Source organism: Streptomyces sp. ISL-96 (assembly GCF_018614035.1).
Taxonomy (GTDB): Bacteria; Actinomycetota; Actinomycetes; order Streptomycetales; family Streptomycetaceae; genus Streptomyces.
Genome location: NZ_JAGGPA010000025.1, coordinates 111,185 through 135,836, shown reverse-complemented (window position 1 = coordinate 135,836; position 24,652 = coordinate 111,185). Strand labels below are relative to the sequence as shown.

The window sequence follows — 24,652 nt, the reverse complement described above, 5'->3', positions numbered from 1 at the left end:
CCTGTTCCTTGGAATCAACGTGATAACGACAGAAAGGGACGGATAGCCGGTGTCGACGCCGTTCTATGTCTCACCCCAGCAGGCCATGGCCGACCGGGCGGAATACGCCCGGAAGGGCATCGCCCGCGGTCGCAGCCTTGTCGTGCTGCAGTACGCCGACGGCATCGTTTTCGTCGGCGAGAACCCGTCCCGCGCTCTGCACAAGTTCAGCGAGATCTACGACCGGATCGGCTTCGCCGCCGCCGGCAAGTACAACGAGTACGAGAACCTGCGGATCGGCGGCGTCCGGTACGCCGATCTGCGCGGATACACGTACGACCGTGAAGATGTGACGGCCCGTGGCCTCGCCAACGTCTACGCGCAGACGCTGGGCACGATCTTCTCCAGCAATGCGGAGAAGCCGTACGAGGTGGAGCTGGTCGTCGCCGAGGTCGGGTCCCGGCCCGAGGGCGACCAGATCTACCGGCTGCCGCACGACGGTTCGATCGTGGACGAGCACGGCTCGGTCGCGGTCGGCGGCAACGCCGAGCAGATCAGCACCTTCCTCGACCAGCGCCACCGCGACGGGATGACGCTCGCCGAAGCGCTCAAGCTCGCGGTGCAGGCGCTCTCGCGGGACACCAACGGCAGCGAGCGGGAGATCCCCGCCGAGCGGCTCGAGGTGGCGGTCCTGGACCGTACGCGCCCGCAGGAGCGGAAGTTCAAGCGCATCGTCGGCCGTCAGCTGTCGCGTCTGCTGGAGGCGGACGGCGACGCGGCCGCGCCCACCGACACTCCTTCGGACACCGAGGAGTCGTAGCTCCGGACCCGTCTCGGCTTGTGCCCCGGACCGCCCAGCGGTCCGGGGCACCGTCGCGTCGGGAGCCGTCACACGCGGGCGGTGGAGCCGCGCACCATCAGTTCCACCGGGAGGTCGCCACCCTCGGGCCGCCGGCCGTCCAGGACGGCCAGCAGGGCCGCCATGCCGCGTTCTCCGACCTGCTCGGCGGGCAGCCGCACGGTGGTGAGTTCCGGATCCACGGCAGTCGCGAGGGCGAGGTCGTCGAAGCCGGTGACCGAGACGTCCTCGGGCACCCGCAGGCCGAGGCGCCGCACCGCCTTGCAGGCGCCCGCCGCGAGGATGTCGTCGTCACAGACGAGCGCGGTGGGCCGTGGGCCTGGCCCGGTCAGCGCCAGCTCGGCGGCCTGCCTGGCTCCGTGTACGTCCAGGGGCGCCGGCACGGTGCGTACGACGGCGTCGGGGGCCCGGCGCAGCGAGTCGTGGAGCGCTGCGGCGCGTACGTCGAAGGTCCAGGAGTCCACGGCCGACGCGAGATGGACGAACCGGCGGTGGCCGAGGGCGAGCAGATGCTCCGTCACCAGGCGCATTCCGTCGGCGATGTCGAGGTTCACGTGCGCGGCGGCGCCGGGGTCGTCCGGATCGCTGTCGAGCATCACGAGCGGCAGCCCCGCGCCGCGGATCGCGCCCAGTGCCTCGGTGGCCATCGAGGACGCGATGACGCCGTCGAGGGCGGCCTGCGCCGACGCGAACGGGTCTCTGGCGGGCTTTGTGCCCTCGGGGGAGGGGTAGAGGACGACGCCGAAGTCGTGCTCCGCGGCGGTGCGGGCGGCGCCGGCGTAGACGCGCGCGAAGAATTCGTTGGTCAGTGCGGGCACGACGAGCAGCGCGGTCCTGGTCCGGCCGAGCCGGAGGTTGCGGGCGGCGAGGTTGGGGCGGTACCCGAGTTCCCGCGCGGCCCCGCGGACGAGGTCCGCGGTGCGCTCCGACACACGCCCGCGCCATTTGTCGCCCAGTACCAGCGACACGGTCGCCTGCGAGACGCCGGCGGCGCGGGCCACGTCCCTGCTGGTCGGCGGCGTGGCGGGCGTGCCGGTGGCGGCGGCGTCGTGGGTGTCGTCCCGGCTGGTCACTCGTGCCTCCGCAGCAACGGTTTCTCGCCGCGAGGTGGACCCGCGGACTGGCTCATGGTACGTATGGCACCGTACGTTATACGTAAAACCTCGGCTCGCGCCGGGGCAGAGAGGGGCAGACATGGCCGCCGGATACGCGGATCTCCTCAGGACGCGGTACGCCGCGCGCCTGCTGGCGGGCACCCTGGTGGGCCGGCTGCCCAACGCCACCGCCCCGATCGCGATCGTGCTCTTCACCCGCGCCGAGGGCGGCAGCTATTCCCTGGCCGGCGGTCTCGCCGCGGTGTACGGGCTCGGCAACGCGGTGGGGCAGCCGCTGCTCGGCCGCGCCGTGGACCTGTACGGGCAGCCGCGCGTGCAGCTGCCGGCCGCCGTCCTGTCCGCGCTCGGCATGGTCCTGCTCACCTTCGCCGGAATCGATCCGCTGCCCCTCGCGTACGCCGCCGTGGCCCTCGCCGGCCTCTTCACCCCGCCCCTCGAAGGGGGTCTGCGGGCGCTGTGGCCCAACGTGCTCGGCCGCGAGGACCGGGTGCACCGGGCGTACGCCATGGACGCGGTGGCCCAGGAAATCATGTTCACCGTCGGCCCCTTGCTCGTCACGCTGCTCGTGGCGCTCCGGTCACCGGCCGCCGCACTGCTCGTCATCAACGCCATAGGTGTGCTGGGCGCGCTCTCCGTCGTACTCTCCGAGCCTTCGCGGACCTGGCGTTCCGCGCCCCGTGAGGCCCACTGGCTTGGCGCCCTGCGCTCGCCGGGCCTGCTGGCCCTCCTCGGCGCGTTCTTCTTCATCGGTCTCGCGCTCGGCTCGATCACCGTCGCGGGTGTCGCGTACGCCGACGACCACGGCCGGGAAGCGGTGTACGGCTGGCTGATGGCGGCCCTCGGCCTCGGCGCGCTCGCCGGCGGTATGGTGTACGGCGCCCGGCAGTGGGTCGGCGCCCCCGAACGGCGGCTGCGGTTCATCGTCGCCCTGCTCGCGGCCGGTTATCTGCCGCTGATGCTCACCCCCGGCATCCCCGCGATGGTCGTACTCGCCGCGGTCTCCGGAGTCTTCCTGGCGCCCGCGCTCGCCTGCGCCTTCATCGTCGTCGACCGGCACGCCCCGCGCGGCACCGTCACGGAGGCCTTCTCCTGGCTGGTGACCACCTTCGGCGTAGGGGCGGCGGTGGGAACCGGCGCCGCGGGACCGGCCGTCGAACACGGTGGCACCGCTGCCAGCTTCGCCGTCGCGGCGGCCGGTGGAGTGGCCGCGCTGCTGGTCCTGCTGGCCACCCGGCGGGTCCTCACGATTCCCGTTGTGGCTCCCCTTCCCCAGGACTCTGTCGTAATGCCTTGCGAAAATGATCGAATCGGTGCGGCCGAACCCGGTTTCAGGACAGGCCATCAGGCGTAATGTTCAGTCATGGACCGCCGCATTTTCGGGCTGGAGAACGAGTACGGCGTCACGTGCACGTTCAGGGGACAGCGCCGACTGTCTCCTGACGAAGTGGCGCGCTACCTCTTCCGCCGTGTTGTGTCATGGGGCCGCAGCAGCAATGTCTTCCTGCGGAACGGCGCCCGCCTCTACCTCGACGTGGGATCGCATCCGGAATACGCAACTCCCGAATGCGACAACGTGACCGAGCTCGTCACCCACGACAAGGCGGGCGAGCGCATTCTCGAAGGCCTGCTCGTCGACGCCGAACGCCGCCTGCACGAGGAGGGAATCGCGGGCGACGTCTATCTCTTCAAGAACAACACCGACTCTGCGGGAAACTCCTACGGCTGCCACGAGAATTACCTCGTGGCCCGCCATGGAGAGTTCTCCAGGCTCGCGGACATCCTCATCCCGTTCCTCGTCACCCGCCAGCTCATCTGCGGCGCCGGCAAGGTGCTGCAGACCCCGCGTGGCGCGGTCTTCTGCGTCAGCCAGCGCGCCGAGCACATCTGGGAGGGCGTCAGCTCCGCGACGACCCGCTCCCGGCCGATCATCAACACCCGCGACGAGCCGCACGCGGACGCCGAGCGCTACCGCAGGCTCCACGTCATCGTCGGCGACTCCAACATGTCCGAGACGACCATGCTGCTCAAGGTCGGTGCCACCGACCTCGTCCTGCGCATGATCGAGGCGGGCACGGTGATGCGTGACCTCACTCTGGAGAACCCGATCCGGGCGATCCGTGAGGTCAGCCACGACATCACCGGACAGCGCAAGGTGCGCCTGGCCAGTGGACGCGAGGCCTCCGCCATAGAGGTGCAGCGCGAGTACTACGACAAGGCCGTGGACTTCGTCGACCGCCGCGGCATCCGTACGGGCACGGTCGAGCAGGTCCTCGAGCTGTGGGGCCGCGCGCTCGACGCGATCGAGGCCGAGGACCTCGACCGGATCGGCACCGAAATCGACTGGGTCATGAAGTACAAGCTCATCGAGCGCTACCGCGCCAAGCACAACATGACCATGTCGCACCCCCGGGTCGCTCAGATAGACCTCGCCTACCACGACATCCACCGTCGGCGCGGGCTCTATTACCTGCTGGAGAAGAAGGGGCAAGCCGCTCGTATCTGCAACGACTTGAAGATCTTCGAAGGCAAATCGGTGCCTCCGCAGACCACCAGGGCGCGGCTGCGCGGTGACTTCATCCGCAGGGCCCAGGAACAGCGGCGGGACTTCACCGTCGACTGGGTGCATCTCAAGCTCAACGACCAGGCACAGCGAACCGTGTTGTGCAAGGACCCCTTCCGGTCGGTCGACGACCGGGTGGAAAAGCTCATCGCCGGTATGTAGTCGGCGGGGCGATTGGCCGCCTGGTGTCCGGGGACGTTTCCTGTCCCGGACACCGGGCGGCCTTTTGCGTGAGAGACATGTCACCTGCTGTGGGTGCGCCAAAGATGCGCGGAATGTCAGCTTCCGGGAGGGGATCGGCGGAGGTGCTGAAGCTGAAAGGCGGCTAATAGCGCATAGCGGACTGTGGACCTCTAGCACGGCGTGCGGACCAGTGTGCAGATTGGCGCGCGGCACTTTCCTGTGCGGGCACATAGGAGGGGATGGGCCCGAGGGGGCTGTTGTTAGTGTCGCCGCACCGTCAGTTCGCCGGACTCGTGGAGCGGGCGGGGTGCGTGTCCTCCCCCTCGACCCGGCGAACGAACGGCAATCGACCTGACCGAGTAAGGGGGAAGCAATGCGAATCAGTCGAATATCCGTGCTGCCTGCCGGGGGAAGGGGGCGGAAAACGCTCGCTCTCGGCATGGCTGGGAGCGTACTTGCCACAGTTCTCGTGGGAGTCACGGCATCGCCTGCGTCGGCGTACTGCAGAACCGGAATGACGAAGTGGAAGACTTCCGGGACCAAGTCCCTGGCTGCGAAATCTAACTTCAAGAGCTCGCTCAGGAGCGGTCTCAAGGGCGGCCTGGCGCAGTGGAACCGTAGTGGCTCCAACCTCCGCTATGCCGCCCCCACGTACACCAGTGGATGGCAGGTCTATGCCTTCCGGGCTTCCCACAGCTACAGCGAGCTGATGGGCGCTTCGCCCGGCGTGGCCCTGACGAACGTTCACGCCGGCCGACACACGGGCGGGACGCTCATCCTCTCCAATAAGTTCACATGGGTGAATGGTAGTCAGAACATCAGCGCCAAAAGAGCCGATGTCCAGACCGTCGTCGTGCACGAGGTAGGGCACTTCACCGGCCTCGCACACCCGCGGCTGGACCACTGCAACGATGGTACGGACCTGACCAGGGCCGAGAAGGGCTCGGTCATGACCACCATCAACACCGGAACCCGGCGCAAACTTAACAGCGACGACATTGCTGGCGTCAAGGCCCTTTACTGAGCGGGGGAGGCGAACAATGAACGGTATGAGGCGCTTGCGAGCCCACTCGGGTACGGCGACGGTTCTCACGGTCGTGGCCCTGAGTATTTCCGCGTGCTCCGGAGCTGGGAAGCCGAGTGGGGCGGCTGTCCCGGAGATCGATTCCGGGAAGCCCTCCGGGGCTCGGGTCGTCGAAGGACACTCCTACAAGGTGGACAGTAACCCGGCTGCCGCGGTGGCGTTCCCGCTGAACGAGAACGTCTTCGAAGGGACCGTCATTTCGCGACGGCCCAACGTGCATGTGACGGACAAGCTCGACGACGGGTCCACGTTCGAGGCCGTCTACACCCCGATCGTTGTCCGTGTGGGCGCGGTGCACAAGGGTGGTCTGAAGGTTGGGTCGGAAATCGTCGTGCGCTCCATGGGCGGCGTCGCGGACGGTGTGAAGTACGTGACCGAGGAGGCTCCGGCAAAGAGCACCTTCGCCAAGGGCCACGAGCTTCTCGTCTTCGCCGGAAGTAAGGGGGTGGTGGACTCGGAGCCCACCCCTGCCGTCACGCCGCACTTCGTGTACCTGGAGTCGGGCACGAGTCTGGTCGACGCGACCTACGCCTCCGGAAGTGGGGACGACAGGACAGGTAGCCGCCTGAGCAAAGCGGCGTTCAAGGCCAAGCTCCGCTCGCTGAAGGCCTCTTCCTGACGGTACGGTCCGCAATTCCCGCTCGTACCAGCCCCATGGGGTCGGCTGCGGGCGCCCGGTGAACTGTGGCCCGGTCCTCACCCCGCCAGGGCGAGGACCGGGCCATTCTGTGACGCGATTGGTCGACGGTTGAGCCGACAGCACACCGTAGAGTGGCGGCCACTGCCCATGGCCCCGACCTCAGTTGGACTGATGAACTACAACACCAAGCGACGTATCGCCTCCCTGCTGGCCGTGCCCGCCCTGCTGTTCGCCGGCGCGTGTGGTTCGGACTCGTCAAACGAGTCGGCAGCAGGTGTGGCCGAGGTCAAGGGGAAATTCGGGGAAAAGCCCGAAGTCTCCGTGTCCAAGGACGCCAAGCCCGATGACAAGACCGTCGTCAAGACGGTTTCCGAAGGCAGCGGATCGGAGGCCAAGAAAGGTGACTTCATCCGTGTGGACTACTCCGTGCGAAAGTGGGACGACCCGGCCGATCTTGGCGGCAGCTGGGCTGCGCAGGGCGGTGACAAACAGCCGCACCGCCAGCCCGTGGAGCGTCTCGGTCAGCCGAGCCAGCAAGTGCCCCCGAAAGTCCTCGACTCCCTCTCCGGCCTCAAGGCCGGCAGCCGTGTGCTGGTCCAGGGCCCCGCAAGCGATTTGATCGGGCAGGGGCTGAATCCCCAGTCGGGTATCACCGCGAAGGACACCCTGGTCTGGGTCGTCGACCTGGTCGCAGCGGCGAAGGTCGACTCCAAGGGCGAGGTCAAGGGAACGCAGGCAGCGCCCGAGGCGGGCATGCCCACGGTGAAGGCCGAGCCTCAGAAGGCCGCCACCGTCACCATTCCCAAGGGCGACAAGGCCCCCACCGAGATGAAGCAGCAGGTGCTGATCAAGGGCTCCGGCGCGAAGATCGAGGCCGGTCAGGGCCTGATCGGCCAGTACACCGGAGTCAAATGGGAAGACGGCAAGAAGTTCGACTCCTCCTGGGACCACGGTGGCGCCACCGGCTTCCAGATCGGCACCGGATCCGTGGTGCAGGGCTGGGACAAGGGCCTGGTCGGCCAGCGCGTCGGTGACCGGGTGCTGCTGGTGATCCCGCCCTCACTCGGTTACGGCGCGGACCCGAGCAGTCCACTCGCCAAGAACACGCTGGTCTTCGTTGTCGACATCCTCGGCGCCGTCTGACCGGCGATCTGTGAGACTGTCCAGGTTGCCCAGTTCGCAGTAAAGAGGAGCATTTTCCGTGAGCATCGAAAAGCCCGAGATCGACTTCCCGGGTGGCGAGCCGCCGAAGGACCTGCAGATCAAGGACATCTGGGAGGGCGACGGCGCTGTTGCCAAGGCCGGTGACGTGGCCAAGGTCCACTACGTCGGCGTTTCCTTCTCCACGGGTGAAGAGTTCGACGCGAGCTGGAACCGTGGCACGCCGATCCAGTTCCAGCTCGGCGCCGGCCAGGTCATCTCCGGCTGGGACCAGGGTCTGCAGGGCATGAAGGTCGGCGGACGCCGTGAGCTGGTCATCCCGGCGCACCTCGCGTACGGCGCTTCGGGCCGTCCCCCGGTGATTGCCCCGAACGAGACGCTGATCTTCGTCTGCGACCTCGTCGCGGTCTGATCAAGGCGCGCTCTGATCAAGGCACCCTCTGATCAAGTGAGTGCGGTACGAGGGCCCATGCCGTCCGGCATGGGCCCTCGGCTTTTGCCGCGACACCCCGGGGCGGTACGGTCGACGGTCGTAGAGCAAGAGAGAGGGTGCCGATGGCGATTGCCAAGGCCGAACGGTTGATGAATCTGGCGTTGTGCCTGCTAGGGACCCGGCGCCCGCTCAGCAAGCGGGAACTGAGGGGGTCCATCGAGGCCTACCTCGAAGCGGGCACCGACGATTCCTTCAACCGGATGTTCGAGCGCGACAAGGACGATCTGCGCGAACTCGGCCTGGTCATCGAAACCGTCGAGAACCTCGACGGCGACGCCGGCTATCTGGCCCGCCGCGACAGCAACCGCCTCCCCGCCATCACCCTCGACGCCGAGGAGGCCGCCGCCCTCGGCCTCGCCGCCAAGGTCTGGCAGCAGGCCCGCCTCGCCGGCGCCGCCAGCGGCGCGCTGCAGAAGCTGCGCGCGGCGGGCATGCCCGAGGCGGAGGACCCGTTCGAAGGACACCACAGCGCCCTCGAACCCCGGATCCCGGTGCACGAGACGGCCTTCGAGCCGCTGATGCTCGCCTGCCGCGACCGGCGCCCCGTCGTCTTCGACTACCGCAAGGCCAACGCCGCCCGCCCCGAGACCCGGCACGTCGAGCCATGGACGCTGGAGTGCTGGCGCGGCCACTGGTACCTCGCGGGCTGGGACCGCGAGCGCGGCGCCGAGCGCGTCTTCCGGCTCTCCCGGATCACCGGCAAGGTGCGTTCCCGCGCCGGGTCCTTCACCGCCCAGGTGCCGGACGTCGTGACCGTACGCGAGACCGTCGAGAGCTGGGCCGGCGAAACCGCGACCCGCAGCGCGCTGATCAAGCTGCGCCAGGGCTCCGGCTATCCGCTGCGGGCCAGGGCCACCGCCGTACGGGACCTGGGTGACGGCTGGGACGAGCTGGCGATTCCGTACGGGCACGGGCTCGACGCCTGGCTCGTCGAGCTCGGCCCCGAAGTCGTCGTACTGGAGCCCGCTGATCTGCGGGCGGACGTCGTGGACCGGCTGCGCGCCGTGGCCAAGGACTGAGAAGGACCGAGGACACAGCCACCATGGCCACGAACGCGATCGACCAGACCCGGCGGATGCTCTCCCTGGTGACGTACCTGCGCGAGCGCCCCGGCGCGCACGTCAGCGATGTCGCCCGCGCCTTCGGGATCACCGAGGACGAGCTGATCTCCGACCTCGACGTCCTGCCCATGTGCGGAACGAGCTTCCGCGGCGGCGACCTGCTCGACATCGACACCGACGGCGACCGGATCTGGTGGCACAACCCGGACGATGTCGCGGAGCCGCTGCGGCTCGCCGCCGACGAGGCCACCGCGCTGCTCGTCGCCGCACGCGCCGTCTCCACACTCCCCGGCCTGCGTGAGGGCGACCGGCAGGCGCTGCTGCGGGCCACGGCGAAGCTGGAGGCCGCGGCGGGCGAGGCGGCGGGCGCCAGCTCCAGACTCTCGGTGACCTTCGAAGCCGAGGGCGGCGTCTTCGCCGACGTCGACCGGGCGATCGCTGAGCGGCGCCGGCTGTGGCTGCGCTACTACTCCCCGGCGCGCGACGAGCTCACCGAGCGGGAAGTGGACCCGATCCGGCTCTTCGCCGTCGGCCACACGTACATGGAGGCCTGGTGCAGGCTCTCCGAGGCGCGGCGTACGTTCCGGCTCGACCGGGTCGCCGAGATCAGGCTGCTCGACGAGCCGTCCTCGCCGCCGGAGATCGAGCTCCGTGACCTGTCGGAAGGGCTCGTCCAGCCGTCCGCCGACGACCCCGAGGTCGTGGTCGAGGTGGGCCCCGGCGGGCGCTGGGTCGCCGAGTACTACCCGCACGACAGCGCGGAGGAACTGCCCGACGGCGGCCTGCGGATCACCCTGCGTACGCCGGAACCGGCCTCGCTGCGGCGGCTCGCTCTGCGACTCGGCAGGGACGGGCACATCGTCTCGCCGCCGGAGCTGGCGGTCAGCGCGCGGGAAGCGGCCCGCGAGGCGCTCGCGGCGTACGAGAGCCCCGGCCGGGCGTAACAAGGAGATTGGTGGACATGTCGCTACTGCCAAGGGTTCCCACCCAGGTGGGCCCGGTCCTCTTCAAGGCGGGCTGCCCGGACTGCGGCGCCCGCTTCGAACTGTCGGCGGGCTCGCTGCGCCTCGCGATAGGCGCCAGCCGCCGTACGACCTTCTACTCCTTCACCTGCCCCGAGTGCGAGGCGGCGGTGCGCAAACCGGCGGGCGAGCGGATCGTCGAACTGCTCACCGGGGGCGGCGTGCGGACGCTGCGACTCCACTCCACTGTCTGACCGTCTAGGCTCTGGCGCATGTTCTGGCCGATGCTCGCAATCGCTCTTGGTTTCTGTGGTCTCGCCGTGCTGGGCGTGCTGGCGATCCGGGTGTTCACGGAGGTCCAGCGCCTCGGGCGCCAAGTCGCCGCCACCTCGCAGGAGATCAACACGGCCGCGGAGAACCTCGAACGCGCGGCCGAGGGCCTGGCCCGCAGTGGCGAAGCCTGGCGGTAGGAAGCGCGGCTGCCGCAGGGCGACTGCGGGGGCGTAGGCTGGTTGAGCGGCTCTTGGAGCGAGGCGCGGGCCGCAATCCGGAGTACGCACAGGCATTGCCCCTCGTTTACTCCTACGGGTTACGATCGCAGCCAGCGCGGCGACCGGACAAACGTCCGGCCGGTCGGGCATCAGACTCCCTGTCGCCTCGGTGAAGAAGGTAAAAGCTATGGGTAGGCTCGGCCCCACCGAGATCATCCTCATCCTCGTCGTCATCATCCTGCTGTTCGGCGCCAAGAAGCTTCCGGACATGGCCCGTTCGCTGGGCAAGTCGGCCCGCATCCTCAAGAGCGAGGCCAAGGCGATGAAGAAGGACGACGACCAGAGCACCCCTGCCGACCCGCCGCCGCACGCGACGGGCAACGCCCAGGACCACACCACGCCCGCCCCTCGTACGATCAAGGCCGCGCCCGGTGACGTGACCAGCTCACGCCCGGTGGCCGAGCCCACCGACACGACCAAGCGCTGACACCTGGGCCGCCGCAGGCACCGTTCCGCGGAGAACGATGATCGCCTGCCGCACGAGATGAGGACGTGGGTTGCTCAAGTCTGCCCCCAAACTGGAGAAGGACCCCGAGGGGCGCATGCCTCTCGTGGAGCACCTGCGTGAGCTGCGCAACCGGCTCGCCAAGGGTCTGCTCGCGATCATGGTGGTCACGATTGTGGCCCTCGTGTACAGCGAGGAGCTCATGTCGTTCCTGACGCAGTCGGTGCCCAAGTGCGGGAAGGGCGAAACGAGCGACGGCGGCAACTGCGCGATCGTCTCCTTCAACACGCTGATGGCACCCTTCAGCGTGACGATCCAGCTGAGCCTCACCGCCGGTCTCGTCCTCGCGAGCCCGGTGTGGCTGTACCAGCTCTGGGCCTTCGTGGCGCCGGGACTGCACAAGAACGAGAAGAAGTACACGTACGCGTTCGTCGGCGCGGCGGTGCCGCTGTTCTCTGCCGGTGCGTACCTCGCCTACCTCATCCTTCCCATCAGCGTGAAGGTTCTCATCAGCCTCACGCCGGCCGGATCCGCGAACATCCTGTCCCTGGGGGACGTGCTCGATTTCACCCTCCGGATGGTGATTGTCTTCGGCCTCGCGTTCGAGCTGCCGCTGGTGCTGGTGATGCTCAACCTCACGGGCGTGCTGAGCGGCCGCCGCATGCTCCGGTGGTGGCGCGGCGTGATCATGGGCGTCTTCGTCTTCGGCGCGATCATCACGCCGACGACCGACCCGGTCGGCATGCTCGCCCTTGCCGGGCCGATCACCCTCCTGTACTTCATGGCGGTCGGATTCTCGCTGCTGAACGACAAGCGACGGGAACGCAACAACCCCGACGCCGAGCTGGACGACGACGAGGCCTCGGAGCTGGACCTCAGCCCTGCGGCGATCGGTGAGATCGAGACCGTGCCCGCCGCGCGCGCACTGCCCGAGCAGGCGGGGGCCGAGAGTGCCGGGCCGGGGCCGAAGCAGCTGCAGAGTTACGACGACGTCACCTGAGCTTGTAGGGTCCGCCGGGTGACCAGTGAGATCACCCTCTTCGTCAATCCCACCGCCGGACGCGGCCGGGGCGCGCACGCCGCGCAGCCGGCCGCTTCTGCTTTGCGGGACGCGGGATTCTCCGTACGCACGGTCCTCGGCCAGGACGCGGACGACGCTCTGCGGCGGGCGCGCGACGCCGTCGAGGGCGGGACCGGGGCCCTGATAGCCGTCGGCGGGGACGGGATGGCCTCGCTCGCGCTGCAGGCCGTCGCCGGGACGCGGACGCCGCTGGGGGTGATCGCCGTCGGGACCGGCAACGACTTCGCCCGTACGCTCGGGCTGCCCGTACGGGACCCGGCCGCCGCCGGGAGACTGGCCGCGGAAGCGCTCAAGGGCGGGCGGATCATGGACGTGGATCTGGGGCGGGTGGGGGAGAAGTGGTTCGGGACCGTACTCGCCTCCGGGTTCGACTCGCGGGTCAACGACCGCGGGAACCGGATGCGGTGGCCGAGCGGGCGGTTCAAGTACGACCTCGCGATGATCGCGGAACTGGCCTCCTTCAGGCCCGTCGCGTACCGGATCACGCTTGACGGCGACGTCCACGAGGTCGAGGCGACGCTGGTCGCCGTGGGGAACGGGACGTCGTACGGGGGCGGGATGCGGATCTGCGCCGACGCGCGGACCGACGACGGGCTCTTCGACATCACGGTGGTGGGGGACTGCTCCCGTACGACGCTGATCAAGGTCTTTCCCAAGGTGTACAGGGGTACGCATCTCAGCCATCCCAAGGTCTCGGTCCACCGGGCGGCCAAGGTCGAGCTGGCGGCGGCGGGGGTTACCGGGTACGCCGACGGGGAACCGCTGGGGGCGCTGCCGCTGACCGCCGTGTGCGTGCCGGGCGCGGTCAGGGTGCTCGGTCCGCGGGTGCTCGGCCCGCGTATTTAAAGATCGGGCTGACTGTCATACGGGGCGGGTAGGCTCGAAGACAAGATGACAGAGGACCTTTCCCCAGCTGAGCGTTACGCCGCTGCCCGGATCCGTACAGCCGAGCAGGCCACCGCGCTTGCGCCCTTCCGCGAGCTGTACGACTTCGAGCTGGACCCGTACCAGGTCGAGGCATGCAAGGCCCTTGAAGCCGGCAAGGGCGTGCTCGTGGCCGCCCCGACCGGCTCGGGCAAGACCATCGTCGGCGAGTTCGCCGTGCACCTGGCGCTCGCCGAGCGACGTAAATGCTTCTACACCACGCCCATCAAGGCGCTGTCCAACCAGAAGTACCAGGACCTCGTGCGGCGCTACGGCGCCGACAAGGTCGGGCTGCTGACCGGTGACAACAGCGTCAACCCCGACGCCCCGGTGATCGTCATGACCACCGAGGTCCTGCGGAACATGCTGTACGCCGGATCGCAGGCGCTGCGGGGGCTCGCGTATGTCGTGATGGACGAGGTGCACTACCTCTCCGACCGCTTCCGCGGCGCCGTCTGGGAAGAGGTGATCATCCACCTCCCCGACTCGGTGACGCTGGTGTCGCTGTCGGCGACCGTGTCGAACGCGGAGGAGTTCGGCGACTGGCTGGACACCGTCCGCGGCGACACCCAAGTGATCGTCTCCGAGCACCGGCCCGTGCCGCTGTGGCAGCACGTGCTCGCCGGGCGCAAGATGTACGACCTCTTCGAGGAGTCCGACGACGGCAGGGGCGGCAGGCGCGAGGTCAACCCCGACCTGGTGCGCATGGCGCGGATGGAGAACAGCACCCCCTTCGCGCGCGGCCGCGGCCGCGGAAACATGCGGGAGGCGGACCGGGAGCGCGAGCGCAGGCAGCGCAGCCGCATCTGGACGCCCGGAAGGCCCGAGGTCATCGAGCGGCTCGACGCCGCGGACCTGCTGCCCGCGATCACCTTCATCTTCAGCCGGGCCGGCTGCGAGGCCGCCGTCCAGCAGTGCCTGTACGCCGGCCTGCGGCTCAACGACCAGGACGAGCGCATGCTGGTCCGCGAGATCGTCGAGGAGCGGACGGCCTCCATCCCGGGCGAGGACCTGAACGTCCTCGGGTACTACGAATGGCTCGAAGGCCTGGAGCGGGGCATCGCCGCGCATCACGCCGGCATGCTGCCGACCTTCAAGGAGGTCGTCGAAGAGCTCTTCGTGCGCGGGCTGGTCAAGGCGGTCTTCGCGACCGAGACGCTGGCGCTCGGCATCAACATGCCGGCCCGCTCGGTGGTGCTGGAGAAGCTCGTCAAGTGGAACGGCGAGCAGCACGCGGACATCACCCCCGGCGAGTACACGCAGTTGACGGGGCGGGCCGGGCGGCGCGGCATCGATGTCGAGGGCCACGCGGTCGTGCTCTGGCAGCGTGCCATGGACCCGGGGGCGCTCGCGGGACTGGCCGGGACGCGTACGTACCCGCTGCGCTCCAGCTTCAAGCCGTCGTACAACATGGCGGTCAATCTGGTGCAGCAGTTCGGACGCCACCGGTCGCGCGAGCTGCTGGAGACGTCCTTCGCGCAGTTCCAGGCCGACAAGTCGGTCGTCGGGATCTCGAAGCAGGTCCAGAAGAACGAAGAGGGGATCGAGGGCTACCGGGAGGGCATGACCTGCCACCTCGGGGACTTCGAGGAGTACGCGCGGCTGCGCCGTGAGCTCAAGGACCGCGAGACCGAGCTGGCCAAACAGGGCGCGACGCAGCGGCGGGTCGCGGCGGCCGCGTCGCTGGAGAAGCTGAAGCCCGGTGATGTCATCCATGTGCCCACCGGCAAGTTCGCGGGGCTGGCGCTGGTGCTGGACCCGGGGCTGCCCGCCGGACGTGCCAACGGGCACCGGGGGTTCGATCAGCACGACGGGCCGCGGCCGCTGGTGCTGACCGCCGAGCGGCAGGTCAAGCGGCTCGCGTCGGTCGACTTCCCGGTGCCGGTCGAGGCGCTGGAGCGGATGCGGATCCCGAAGTCCTTCAACGCGCGCAGCCCGCAGTCGCGGCGTGATCTGGCGTCCGCGCTGCGGACCAAGGCCGGGCACATGGTGCTCGAGCGGCACTGCAAGCAGCGGGCGGCCGCGGCTGACGACCGTGAGATCGCGCGGCTGCGTACCGCGCTGCGCGCGCATCCGTGCCACGGGTGCGACGAGCGTGAGGACCACGCCCGCTGGGCCGAGCGCTACCACCGGCTCCAGCGCGACACGAAGCAGCTGGAGCGCAGGATCGAGGGGCGTACGAACACCATCGCCCGTACCTTCGACCGGATCTACGCCCTGCTGACCGAGCTGGACTATCTGCGCGACGACAAGGCCACCGAGCACGGCAAGCGGCTCGCGCGGCTCTACGGCGAGCTCGACCTGCTGGCGTCCGAGTGCCTGCGCGAGGGCGTGTGGGAAGGGCTGAAGCCGGCGGAACTGGCGGCGTGCGTCTCGGCGTTGGTCTTCGAGGCGCGCCAGCCGGACGACGCGGTCGCGCCTAAGGTGCCGACCGGGCCCGCGAAGATCGCGCTGGGAGAGATGGTCCGGATCTGGGGCAGGCTCGATGCTCTGGAGGAGGAGTTCAAGATCAATCAGGCTGAGGGGGTCGGGCAGCGGGAGCCCGACCCCGGCTTCGCCTGGGCGGTGTACATGTGGGCCTCCGGCAAGGGGCTCGACGAGGTGCTGCGCGAGGCGGAGATGCCGGCCGGGGACTTTGTCCGCTGGTGCAAGCAGGTCATCGACGTACTGGGGCAGATCGCGGCGGCCGCGCCGTCGTCGGCGGAGGGCAGTGCGGTCACGAAGAACGCGCGCAAGGCGGTGGACGCTGTGCTGCGGGGCGTTGTCGCGTACTCGTCGGTGGGCTGACGGTTCGGTTCGTCTGAGTGTTACCGGTGCGCCGCTCCCTGGAAGCCTGAGGGGGCGGCGTATTGGCGTGTGTGGGGTCAACGGGGCCTGTGTGACGCGTGGTTGTGAGTTATCCACAGGGGTGGTGCGGTGTCGTACCTGTGCGCTTCCATGGAGTCACTCGTAGCGCACGACAGGACGCGCGCCACCTGAACAGGGGAGACCCGTCATGACCACCACGGACACCGATGCGGCCGTCGGCGTACAGCCGAACGGGCCGGCTATGACCGTGGCGGGTCCGCGCGGGGTGCCGGTGCTCGGCAACCTGCCGCAGTTCGGGAAGGACCCGCTCGCCTTCTTCGAACGGCTGCGGGCGCATGGGGACTTGGTGCGCTGGCGGTTCGGGCCGAAGCCGTCGCTGTTCCTGGCCGACCCCGAGCACATCGGCGAGTTGATGACGGAGACGGAACGGACCTTCGACCAGCCGGAGCTGGGGATCGCTTTCCGCACGGTGATGGGCAACGGGGTGGTGGTGGCGCGGGGGCCGGACTGGCGTCGAAAGAGGTCGCTGGTGCAGCCGTCCGTACGGCCCAAGCAGGTGCGGTCGTACGCCGCGACGATGGCCGGGTGCGCCGTGGAGCTTGCCGACCGGTGGTCGGACGGTGAACGGATCGACATCAAGCGGGAGATGGCGGCCCTCACTCAGCGGATCGCCGTCCGTACCATCTTCGGCGCGGACACCGACGCCGACGCGGAGGCGATCGGGCGGGCGATGGACGTCGCGCAGCGGGAAATAGGCGCGGAGTTCAGCGGGATCGGGGCACTGTTGCCGGACTGGGTGCCGACGCGGGGGCGGGCCCGGATCCGGCGGGCCGCCGCGGTCATCGACGCCGAGGTCGCGCGGGTTGTCGCACAGCACCGGCAGGGTGAAGGGGAGCGCCCCGATCTGTTGAGCCGGCTGCTCGCCGCGCAGGACGAGACCGGGGCGCGGCTCTCGGACGAGGAGATACGCGATGAGACCGTCACCCTGTACATCGGGGGCCACGAAACGACCAGTAGCACGCTGGTGTGGGCGTGGTACTTGCTCGCGCGCAATCCGCGGGTGCGGGAAGCGCTCGCCGGGGAACTGGAGCGGGTGCTCGGTGACCGCGAGCCGGACTTCGAGGACTATGCGCAACTGACGTACGCGCAAGCGGTGGTGAAGGAGACACTGCGGCTGTATCCGACGATCTGGCTGCTCACCGGGGTGGCCAAGGAGGGCGCGCGGATCGGTGGGCTGCCCCTGGTGCCGGGGACGCGGGTGTGGAGCAGTCAGTGGGCCACTCATCGCGACGCCCGGTGGTTCCCGGAGCCGGAGGAGTTCCGGCCCGAGCGATGGGATCCGGACGGCGGGGACGCGATACCGGAGTACGCGTGGTTCCCGTTCGGGGGCGGGCCACGGGTGTGCCTCGGGGCGCGGTTCGCGATGGTCGAGACGGTGCTCGCGCTGGCCGTGCTGGCGCGGCGCTTCGAGCTGGACGTCGACCCGGGTGAGATACGGCCGGTGCCGACGCTCACCCTTCAGCCGGACCGGGAGGTGCTGGCCACGGTGCGGGCGCGGTAAGCGGACGCTCCCTTGTGCGCGCGAACTGCTGCGTGCCGGTCCCCAGTGGCTGCGGTCAGCGCAGGCCGCGCGCCCGCTCGAAGCGGGCGCGGCCCTCGGCGAGGTCCACGATGGGATCCGGGTAGTCGATCCGGGCCCGGTCCGGCCCTGTCACCGTCCACGGCTGGTGGACGGCCGCTCCCGCGATCCCCGCGAGTTCGGGCACCCAGCGCCGCACATAGTCACCCCTCGGGTCGAAACGCCTGGCCTGCGCGAGCGGGTTGAGCAGCCGGTTGGGGCGCGTGTCAGTACCGGTGCCGGCCACCCACTGCCAGTTGAGCTGGTTGTTGACGATGTCCCCGTCCACCAGCAGATCCAGGAAGTGCCGGGCGCCCACGCGCCAGTCGACGTACAGCGTCTTGGTGAGGAAACTCGCCACCAGCAGCCGGCCCCGGTTGTGCATCCAGCCCTCGTGGCGCAGCTGGCGCATGGCCGCGTCGACCACGGGACAGCCGGTGCGGCCCTCCTGCCAGGCGGTGATTTCCCGCGGGGCCGTACGCCACTGGTCGCCGCGCGTCCGGTAGTCGGCCCACGACGCCGCGGGGCGGGCCGCGAGTACCTGGTGATGGAAGTCCCGCCAGGCGAGCTGACGTACGAAGGCTTCTGCCCCCGGGCCGCCTTTGTGCCGCGCGCGGTGCACCAGTTCGGCCGCCGAGAGACAGCCGAAGTGGAGATGGGGAGAGAGCCGGGAGGTGGCGTCACCGGACAGGTCGTCGTGATGTTCTTCGTACGCTTCGATGCCGTCCGCCAGCCAGGCGCGCAGCTGCTTGCGTGCCTCGGGTTCACCGCCCTTCGCGAGACCGGGCGACGTTCCCGTGACGGCGCGGCGTGTCGGCAGAGGACCGCTTTCGACCGCGTCCGGAACGCGCACGGTCCGGGGCGCCGGCACAGCATCGCGGACGCCGGCCGCTCCCCACTTGCGCAGGTACGGCGTGAAGACGGCGAAGTGGTCCTTGCCGGCCGGTGTGACCTGCCCGGGCGGTACCGCAGTGATCACCGCGTCGTGGACGTGCAGCGCGCAGCGAACGTTCCCGAGAGCGGTGCGCAGCCGTTCCTCCCTGCGCGTCGCGTACCGGCTGACCCCGCCCGCGACATGAACCTCCTGGGCGCCGGACTCGGTCACCACCCGGCACACCTGTTCCACCACATCGCCGGTACGGACCACCAGGCGCCCGCCCCGCTCACGCAGCCCCGCGTCCAGCCCGGCCAGGCAATCGGCCAGGAAGGCACGCCGGTTGGGTGCGTCGAAGCCCGCCTCCGTCACGCCCCGGTCCCGTACGAACAGGGGCACCACCTCGTCGGCCCGGCGCAGCGCCGCGCCGAGCACCGGCTGGTCGTACAGCCGCAGATCGGAGGTGAACAGCACCACGGCGACACTCATACGCGCGTTTCCCTTTCCGGTGTGCTCACCTTGACGACTTCCCGCCCCCATGGATGGGTCCTCCGGACACATGGTCTCGCCCCTCATGATGGCCCGCCTCCCCACCGCGCGCAGGACCAGGAAGGGACGGTGCCCGACGCTTCCCGCGAGGCAGTTGTACGCAGCGATACGAGCGTTCCCGCGACCGTGCCGGCCAGGGCCACGGAGGCGACAAAACCCCCCGCTGAAGATCAGCGAGGGGCCGGGTCACTTCCGTACGGACAACAGCGGGGGAGCGGGGGAGGGGGCGGTCAGGCGGCGGGCTCCTGCTCGCGCTCGACCTGCTCGTTCCACTCGCGCTTGATCGCGCGCCACGCGTCGTCGTCCTGGCCGAGACGCCAGTAGCCCGAGATGGACAGCCGCTCGCGCGCGATACCGCGGTCCATGCGCAGGTGGCGGCGCAGGTCCTTCACGAAGCCCGCCTCGCCGTGGACGAAGGCGTGGACGTCGCCCGCCGGGAAGTCGAGGCCGCGCACCGCGGCGATCAGGGTCTCGCCCACCGGGTTCCGGCCGCGGTGCAGCCACGTCACCGCCACTCCCTCGGGCGTGGCGATCTTCTGCTCCTCCTCGGGGCCCGCCACCTCGACGAAGGCGTGTACGACGGTGCCGTCCGGCATCCGTTCCAGGGAAGCGGCGATCGCCGGAAGCGCGCTCTCGTCGCCCACCAGCAGATGCCAGTCGGCCGCCGGGTCCGGCGCGTAGCCGCCGCCGGGGCCGAGGAAACGTACCGTCTCGCCGGACTTGGCCCGCGCCGCCCACGGACCGGCCAGGCCCTCGTCGCCGTGCACCACGAAGTCGACGGTCAGCTCGCGCTGTACGGCGTCCCACGACCGCACCGTGTACGTCCGGGTCACCGGCCACTGTTCCGCCGGGAACTCCTCGCGGATGCGGGCCATGTCGAACGGCTCCGGGTACACCGCTCCCGCCGCCGGGAACAGCACCTTGATGTAGTGGTCGGTGAACTCGTCGGCCGCGAAGCCGGCCAGCCCCTCACCGCCCAGGACGACGCGCACCATGTGCGGAGTGATCCGCTCGGTACGCACCACCTGTGCCTCACGAACCTGCGGTGTCTTGCGGGCCGGTCGTTCCGCCACGGCGCTTCCCCTGACTCTCGCTTGCTCAGACGCTTGCATGCTTAGGCTTACCTAAGTTAGCAGTCTAGCCGTGGAGAGCGGCGAGCAGGCGCTCCAGCGAGCTGCCGAGTCCCCATCGCGCCGCGAGTTCGTCGAGCGCCGCCGGATCGCGCGGCTCGGTGGGCAGCGCCGGATCGAAGTCCGGCAGTGGTACGTCGGAGGCGACGCGCACCACCTTCGGCGCGACGGCGAGGTAGTCGCGCGCCTCGTCCAGCCGCTTGCGCTGCGACGGCGTCAGTCCGGACATGGGGTCGCCGACCGCCGCCATGATCCCGGCCAGGTCGCCGTACGCGTCGAGGAGCTTCGCGGCCGTCTTCTCGCCGATCCCGGGAACGCCCGGAAGTCCGTCGCTCGGGTCGCCGCGCAGGATCGCCAGATCGACGTACCCGGGACCGTTCACCGCGTACTTGTCGCGAAGCCACGCCTCGTCGGTGACCTGGAGCGAGCCGACACCCTTCAGCGGGTACAGCACCCGCACCTCGCGGGCGTCGTCGACCAGCTGGAAGAGGTCGCGGTCCCCGGTGACGATGTCCACCGGCCCCGTGGCCAGGCCCGCGAGCGTCCCGATCACATCGTCCGCCTCGTACGGCTCCACGCCCACCCGGGCGATCCCGAGCGCGTCGAGCACGTCCTCGATGATCGGCACCTGCGGGCTGAGCGTGTCGGGGACGACCTCCTCGTCCGGGCCCGTCTCGGTCTCCTCCGCGACGCGGTGCGCCTTGTAGGAGGGGATCAGGTCGACCCGCCACTGCGGGCGCCAGTCGGCGTCCATGCACGCGACGAGGTCGTCGGGATGGTGGGTCTGGACGAGTTGGGTGATGAAGTTGAGCAGGCCGCGTACGGCGTTGACGGGCGTACCGTCCGGGGCGCGTACGGAGTCCGGGACTCCGAAATACGCGCGGAAGTAGAGGGAAGCGGTGTCGAGGAGCATCAGGCGTCGCGTCACACCCCGATGATGCCGTACGGCCCCAATGCCGTCCGTGCCGCGGGCTGAGCCGGACGCCGTAGCACCACCGTCCTGGACAGGGGGGCCTTCCCTGACGTATGTACGAAACCGGCGCGCGAAGCTGCGTAGGCTGCACTCAGTGCCCATGACTGACGACTGACGACTGATGACCACCACGAGACAGGGAGGGAGCCGGAGCGATGGACGACAAGGAAACCCTTCGGGTCGGTACGGCCGTCCGGAGGCGCCGCAAGTCCCTGGCCCTCACCCTGGCCACGGTCGCGGCCCGCAGCGGGCTCTCGGTGCCATTCCTCAGCCAGGTCGAGAACGAACGCGCCAGACCCAGCACCCGCTCCCTGGAGCGGGTGGCCCAGGCGCTGGAGACCTCGGCGGCCGAGCTGATCGCCGCCGCCGACTCGGGGCGTACGGTCGATGTCGTACGCGCCGTGGAGGAAGACGGCGATGGCGCGGCCGTGCGGTGTGTCGTGCGCGGGAGGCATCAGCTGCGCGCCACCGAATACATCGGGGAGCAGGACACCGGGCGCGAGTTCCAGCACCACGGCGACGAGCTCATGTACATCGCCGATGGCGCCGCCGAGGTGGAGGCGGAAGGCCGGGCGTACCGGCTGGAGCGCGGCGACACGCTGTTCCTGTCCGGTGGCGTACGGCACCGGTGGCGGGCCACCGAACCCGGCACCCGGATCCTCGTCGTAGCGGCGGCCGGCACGGTCGGACACGGTGACGGCGCCGACTCCGACGCAGACCCGCGTCAAACCGGCTGACGGCGGGCAGGCCGCCGTGCGCCCACGCGTCGTCTCGCTCGTACCGTCCCTGACGGAGGCCGTGGCCGTCAGCGCGCCCGGCCTGCTCGTCGGGGCGACCGACTGGTGCAGCCACCCGGCGGACCTCGACGTCGTACGGATCGGCGGCACGAAGAATCCGGACGTCGAGGCGGTCGTACGACTGCGCCCCGATCTCGTCATCGCCAACGAGGAAGAGAACCGCGAGCCCGATCTCGCCGCCCTGCGGCAGGCCGGGCTCACCGTCATGGTCACCGTGATCCGCGATCTGCCCGAGGCCCTCGCCGAGCTGGAGCGGGTCCTGGTCGACGGCTGCGGTCTGAGCGCCCGCCCGGCCTGGCTCGACGCGGCGGAGGCGGCCTGGAGTGACGTGCGGACGGACGGCCCGCGGCTGAAGGCCGTCGTGCCGATCTGGCGCAGGCCCTGGATGGTGCTGGGCCGCGACACCTTCGCCGGGGACCTGCTGGCCAGACTCGGCGTCGACCACCTCTACGCCGGCCACGCCGAGCGCTACCCGCGCATCCCCCTCGACGAACTGCGCGCCGCCGGTGCGGACCTCGTCGTACTGCCCGACGAGCCCTACCGCTTCACGGCCGACGACGGGCCCGAGGCCTTCCCCGCACTGCCCGCCGCGCTCGTCAGCGGGCGTCATCTCACGTGGTACGGACCGTCGTTGGCCGAGGCGCCCCGGGTGCTGCGAGCAGCGCTCCGCTGACCAGGCCGCGAGCCGTACGTACGCCGGCGACCGCCCAGGCGACGACGAGCGCCGCGTACAGGGCCGCCGCCAGCCAGCCGAGGGCGTCCAGCCCGGTGTGGCGGGCGAGTCCGGCGGCGCCCGTCACGCACGTACCGACGGGGAAGGTGAACGCCCACCACGTCATGGTGAACGGCATGCCGTTCCGGGCCGCCCTGACCACCATCGCCGCGGCGAGTGCCAGCCACAGCAGCGCGAAGCCCATCACCGGCACGCCGTACACGACCGCGAACGCGCCGAGCGCATCGGCGTACGGCGCGTCTGTCGCGCCCGGCGCCACGTCCGCCAGCGAGTTGACCGCGGTGGTGGACTGGCCGAGCGGGCCGAGGACGAGGAACAGGGTCGGCGTCAACGCGAGCGGCAGCGGGCCGTGCTGGAGGAGGCGCGCGAAGATCAGCGGCATCATCAGCAGCGTGGCGAGCAGGCTGAGCCCGAACATCGCGTAACAGCCGAGCAGCATCGACTCCCGCCACTGGCCCTCGGGCAGATACGGGACGATCTGCGGCCCGAGCGCGGCCGAGACCATCGGCGCCACCACCGGCAGCAGCCACACGGGCGAGGCACTGCCGGGCTCGACACGGTGACGTACGACCATCAGGTACGGGACCGCGACGGCGGCCCCCAGCCCGACGGCCGTGCCCGCGCCCCACAGCACCGTGCCGGCGGTGAGGGCGGCGTCGAGGCCGATGACGTCCCCGCCGACCGTCACCGTGCCGCCGCCGACCGAGAGCAGCGCCATGGCCAGGCAGCCGTAGAAGGGGGCGACGGCCGGGTCGAGGAGGTGGGCCCCCGCCTGGTCGCGGTGGTACGCCCAGTGCCCGGCGCGCACGAGCAGCAGCGCGCCGAGCAGCAGCGCGGACAGCCCCCAGACGACGGTGAGCGCGGGGCGCAGGCCGGGGACGGCGAAGGGGAGGGCGGCGCCGGCGTTGGCGACGATGGAGGTGCCCATGACCGTGGCGTACCAGTTGGGGCCGAGATGGCGCAGCGCGGGGAGCCGCCGTCCGGCGGGGGCGGCGCGGAGCGAGCGGGGCTGCGCATAAGTGGCCATACGCCCACACTGGACGGACCCGGCGGCCCCCACCAGGGACGGTATTCCTATGAGGTCATAAACTGACCTTATGGCTTTCGATGATTCCGCCCCCGCCCCGGCCTCCGGCGACAGGGCGCCGCTCGCCCACCGGGTGCCCGACCTCGGCGCCATGGAACTGCTGCTCGGTGTCGCCCGGCTCGGCAGCCTGGGACGCGCGGCGCGGGAGCTCGGCATCAGCCAGCCTGCCGCGAGCAGCCGTATCCGTTCCATGGAACGCCAGCTCGGTGTCGCCCTCGTCGACCGTTCGCCGCGCGGCTCGCGCCTCACCGAGGCGGGAGCGCTCGTCACGGACTGGGCGCGCCGGGTGGTGGAGGCGGCCGAGGCCTTCGACGCGGGGGCGCAGGCGCTGCGAGGACGGCGGGACTCGCGGCTGCGCGTCGCGGCCAGCATGACGATCGCCGAGTACCTGCTGCCGGGCTGGCTGATAGCACTGAGCGGACAGCGCCCCGGTACGGCGGTGTCGCTGCTGGCGGGCAACTCCGCCGCCGTCGCGGAGCGGCTGCTCACCGGTGAGGCCGACCTGGGTTTCGTGGAGGGCCTGGCCATACCGGACGGGCTCGACGGTGTCGTCATAGGCCACGACCGGCTCGTCGTGGTCGCGGCCAGTAACCACCCCTGGGCGCGCCGGCGCCGCCCGGTGGAGGCGAGGGAACTGGCCGAGGCGTCACTCATCCTGCGCGAGAGGGGCTCCGGAACCCGGCAGGTCCTGGACGCCGCGCTCGCCGGGTACGGCGGCCTGGCGGACCCCCTCCTCGAACTCGCCTCCACGACAGCGGTGAAGGCGGCGGCCGTCAGCGGCGCGGGCCCCAGCGTGCTCAGCGAGCTCGCCGTGCGGGAGGAGCTGGCCTCCCGCCGACTCGTGGAAATCCCGGTCGAAGGCGTGCGGTTGCGCCGCGACCTGCGGGCGGTCTGGCCGACGGGACCGCGGCCCACGGGGCCCGCGCGGGACCTGCTGGGGCTGACGCGCCCGACGCCGGAGAAGGCCTAACTGTTTGTCATGGCC

At 70.2% G+C, this 24,652-nt stretch carries 24 protein-coding genes; 19 read left to right on the top strand and 5 right to left on the bottom strand.

Features of this window, described 5'->3' with window-relative positions:
* The first annotated feature begins 49 nt into the window (after positions 1-49).
* Positions 50-799: a proteasome subunit alpha gene (gene prcA, locus J7E96_RS17205; RefSeq protein WP_215132492.1), complete on the top strand. Its 750-nt coding sequence runs from the start codon at positions 50-52 to the stop codon at positions 797-799.
* Between the two features lie 68 nt (positions 800-867).
* Here the strand turns inward: prcA and J7E96_RS17200 are convergent, their stop codons facing one another.
* Positions 868-1,911 carry a LacI family DNA-binding transcriptional regulator gene (locus J7E96_RS17200; RefSeq protein ID WP_308296003.1) on the bottom strand — a complete coding sequence of 348 codons (1,044 nt, stop codon included), beginning with the start codon at positions 1,909-1,911 and terminating at the stop codon, positions 868-870.
* A gap of 121 nt (positions 1,912-2,032) precedes the next feature.
* On the opposite strand from J7E96_RS17200, the gene J7E96_RS17195 reads away from it, so the two are divergent.
* The 15 genes from J7E96_RS17195 to J7E96_RS17125 all read left to right on the top strand — a co-directional run bounded on the left by J7E96_RS17195 (position 2,033) and on the right by J7E96_RS17125 (position 17,467).
* A complete protein-coding gene (locus J7E96_RS17195; protein ID WP_215132488.1) occupies positions 2,033-3,304 on the top strand; it encodes an MFS transporter in 1,272 nt (423 codons plus the stop codon).
* Positions 3,305-3,313: 9 nt separating this feature from the next.
* Complete coding sequence (gene pafA / locus J7E96_RS17190; RefSeq protein WP_214976543.1) at positions 3,314-4,675, top strand: Pup--protein ligase; 1,362 nt, start codon at positions 3,314-3,316, stop codon at positions 4,673-4,675.
* Between the two features lie 535 nt (positions 4,676-5,210).
* Positions 5,211-5,720 carry a matrixin family metalloprotease gene (locus J7E96_RS17185; RefSeq protein ID WP_215132486.1) on the top strand — a complete coding sequence of 170 codons (510 nt, stop codon included), beginning with the start codon at positions 5,211-5,213 and terminating at the stop codon, positions 5,718-5,720.
* Positions 5,721-5,910: 190 nt separating this feature from the next.
* Complete coding sequence (locus tag J7E96_RS17180) at positions 5,911-6,399, top strand: hypothetical protein (RefSeq protein WP_215132484.1); 489 nt, start codon at positions 5,911-5,913, stop codon at positions 6,397-6,399.
* A gap of 192 nt (positions 6,400-6,591) precedes the next feature.
* Positions 6,592-7,563, top strand: a complete 972-nt coding sequence (locus J7E96_RS17175; protein WP_215132482.1) for an FKBP-type peptidyl-prolyl cis-trans isomerase — start codon at positions 6,592-6,594, stop codon at positions 7,561-7,563.
* 58 nt (positions 7,564-7,621) lie between these two features.
* A complete protein-coding gene (locus tag J7E96_RS17170; protein ID WP_215132480.1) occupies positions 7,622-7,993 on the top strand; it encodes an FKBP-type peptidyl-prolyl cis-trans isomerase in 372 nt (123 codons plus the stop codon).
* A 143-nt stretch (positions 7,994-8,136) separates the two neighbouring features.
* Positions 8,137-9,093: a YafY family protein gene (locus J7E96_RS17165; protein WP_215132477.1), complete on the top strand. Its 957-nt coding sequence runs from the start codon at positions 8,137-8,139 to the stop codon at positions 9,091-9,093.
* A 23-nt stretch (positions 9,094-9,116) separates the two neighbouring features.
* Positions 9,117-10,079 (top strand): YafY family protein, encoded by a 963-nt coding sequence (locus tag J7E96_RS17160; RefSeq protein ID WP_215132475.1) that lies wholly within the window; start codon positions 9,117-9,119, stop codon positions 10,077-10,079.
* A 17-nt stretch (positions 10,080-10,096) separates the two neighbouring features.
* Positions 10,097-10,351 (top strand): phage terminase large subunit family protein, encoded by a 255-nt coding sequence (locus J7E96_RS17155; RefSeq protein ID WP_215132472.1) that lies wholly within the window; start codon positions 10,097-10,099, stop codon positions 10,349-10,351.
* Between the two features lie 18 nt (positions 10,352-10,369).
* The gene (locus J7E96_RS17150; protein WP_215132471.1) at positions 10,370-10,567 is read left to right on the top strand and encodes a hypothetical protein; all 198 of its coding nucleotides are present in this window, start codon (positions 10,370-10,372) and stop codon (positions 10,565-10,567) included.
* A gap of 208 nt (positions 10,568-10,775) precedes the next feature.
* Positions 10,776-11,075 carry a Sec-independent protein translocase subunit TatA gene (gene tatA, locus J7E96_RS17145; RefSeq protein ID WP_215132469.1) on the top strand — a complete coding sequence of 100 codons (300 nt, stop codon included), beginning with the start codon at positions 10,776-10,778 and terminating at the stop codon, positions 11,073-11,075.
* Between the two features lie 115 nt (positions 11,076-11,190).
* Positions 11,191-12,093 (top strand): twin-arginine translocase subunit TatC, encoded by a 903-nt coding sequence (gene tatC / locus J7E96_RS17140; RefSeq protein ID WP_215132666.1) that lies wholly within the window; start codon positions 11,191-11,193, stop codon positions 12,091-12,093.
* An 18-nt stretch (positions 12,094-12,111) separates the two neighbouring features.
* Positions 12,112-13,020, top strand: coding sequence for a diacylglycerol kinase (locus J7E96_RS17135; RefSeq protein WP_215132467.1), 909 nt, complete (start codon positions 12,112-12,114; stop codon positions 13,018-13,020).
* Between the two features lie 45 nt (positions 13,021-13,065).
* The gene (locus J7E96_RS17130) at positions 13,066-15,885 is read left to right on the top strand and encodes an RNA helicase (RefSeq protein ID WP_215132465.1); all 2,820 of its coding nucleotides are present in this window, start codon (positions 13,066-13,068) and stop codon (positions 15,883-15,885) included.
* Positions 15,886-16,093: 208 nt separating this feature from the next.
* The gene (locus tag J7E96_RS17125; protein WP_215132460.1) at positions 16,094-17,467 is read left to right on the top strand and encodes a cytochrome P450; all 1,374 of its coding nucleotides are present in this window, start codon (positions 16,094-16,096) and stop codon (positions 17,465-17,467) included.
* A 55-nt stretch (positions 17,468-17,522) separates the two neighbouring features.
* Here the strand turns inward: J7E96_RS17125 and J7E96_RS17120 are convergent, their stop codons facing one another.
* The 3 genes from J7E96_RS17120 to J7E96_RS17110 form a co-directional block, all read right to left on the bottom strand.
* Positions 17,523-18,887 (bottom strand): deoxyribodipyrimidine photo-lyase, encoded by a 1,365-nt coding sequence (locus J7E96_RS17120; protein WP_215132458.1) that lies wholly within the window; start codon positions 18,885-18,887, stop codon positions 17,523-17,525.
* Positions 18,888-19,177: 290 nt separating this feature from the next.
* Positions 19,178-20,020: a siderophore-interacting protein gene (locus tag J7E96_RS17115; RefSeq protein ID WP_215132456.1), complete on the bottom strand. Its 843-nt coding sequence runs from the start codon at positions 20,018-20,020 to the stop codon at positions 19,178-19,180.
* A gap of 64 nt (positions 20,021-20,084) precedes the next feature.
* Positions 20,085-20,990 carry a 5'-3' exonuclease gene (locus J7E96_RS17110; protein ID WP_215132665.1) on the bottom strand — a complete coding sequence of 302 codons (906 nt, stop codon included), beginning with the start codon at positions 20,988-20,990 and terminating at the stop codon, positions 20,085-20,087.
* A 215-nt stretch (positions 20,991-21,205) separates the two neighbouring features.
* Here J7E96_RS17110 and J7E96_RS17105 point away from each other — a divergent pair, with 215 nt between their 5' ends.
* Together J7E96_RS17105 and J7E96_RS17100 are read left to right on the top strand one after the other, a co-directional pair.
* Positions 21,206-21,787, top strand: a complete 582-nt coding sequence (locus J7E96_RS17105) for a helix-turn-helix domain-containing protein (protein WP_215132454.1) — start codon at positions 21,206-21,208, stop codon at positions 21,785-21,787.
* Between the two features lie 16 nt (positions 21,788-21,803).
* Positions 21,804-22,520, top strand: a complete 717-nt coding sequence (locus tag J7E96_RS17100; RefSeq protein ID WP_215132664.1) for a helical backbone metal receptor — start codon at positions 21,804-21,806, stop codon at positions 22,518-22,520.
* Here J7E96_RS17100 and J7E96_RS17095 read toward each other — a convergent pair.
* Entirely contained in the window at positions 22,459-23,607 is a 1,149-nt protein-coding gene (locus J7E96_RS17095) for a TDT family transporter (RefSeq protein ID WP_215132452.1), read from the bottom strand. The genes J7E96_RS17100 and J7E96_RS17095 overlap by 62 nt on opposite strands.
* A 70-nt stretch (positions 23,608-23,677) precedes the next feature.
* Here J7E96_RS17095 and J7E96_RS17090 point away from each other — a divergent pair, with 70 nt between their 5' ends.
* Positions 23,678-24,637 carry a LysR family transcriptional regulator gene (locus J7E96_RS17090; RefSeq protein WP_215132450.1) on the top strand — a complete coding sequence of 320 codons (960 nt, stop codon included), beginning with the start codon at positions 23,678-23,680 and terminating at the stop codon, positions 24,635-24,637.
* Positions 24,638-24,652 lie beyond the last annotated feature (15 nt).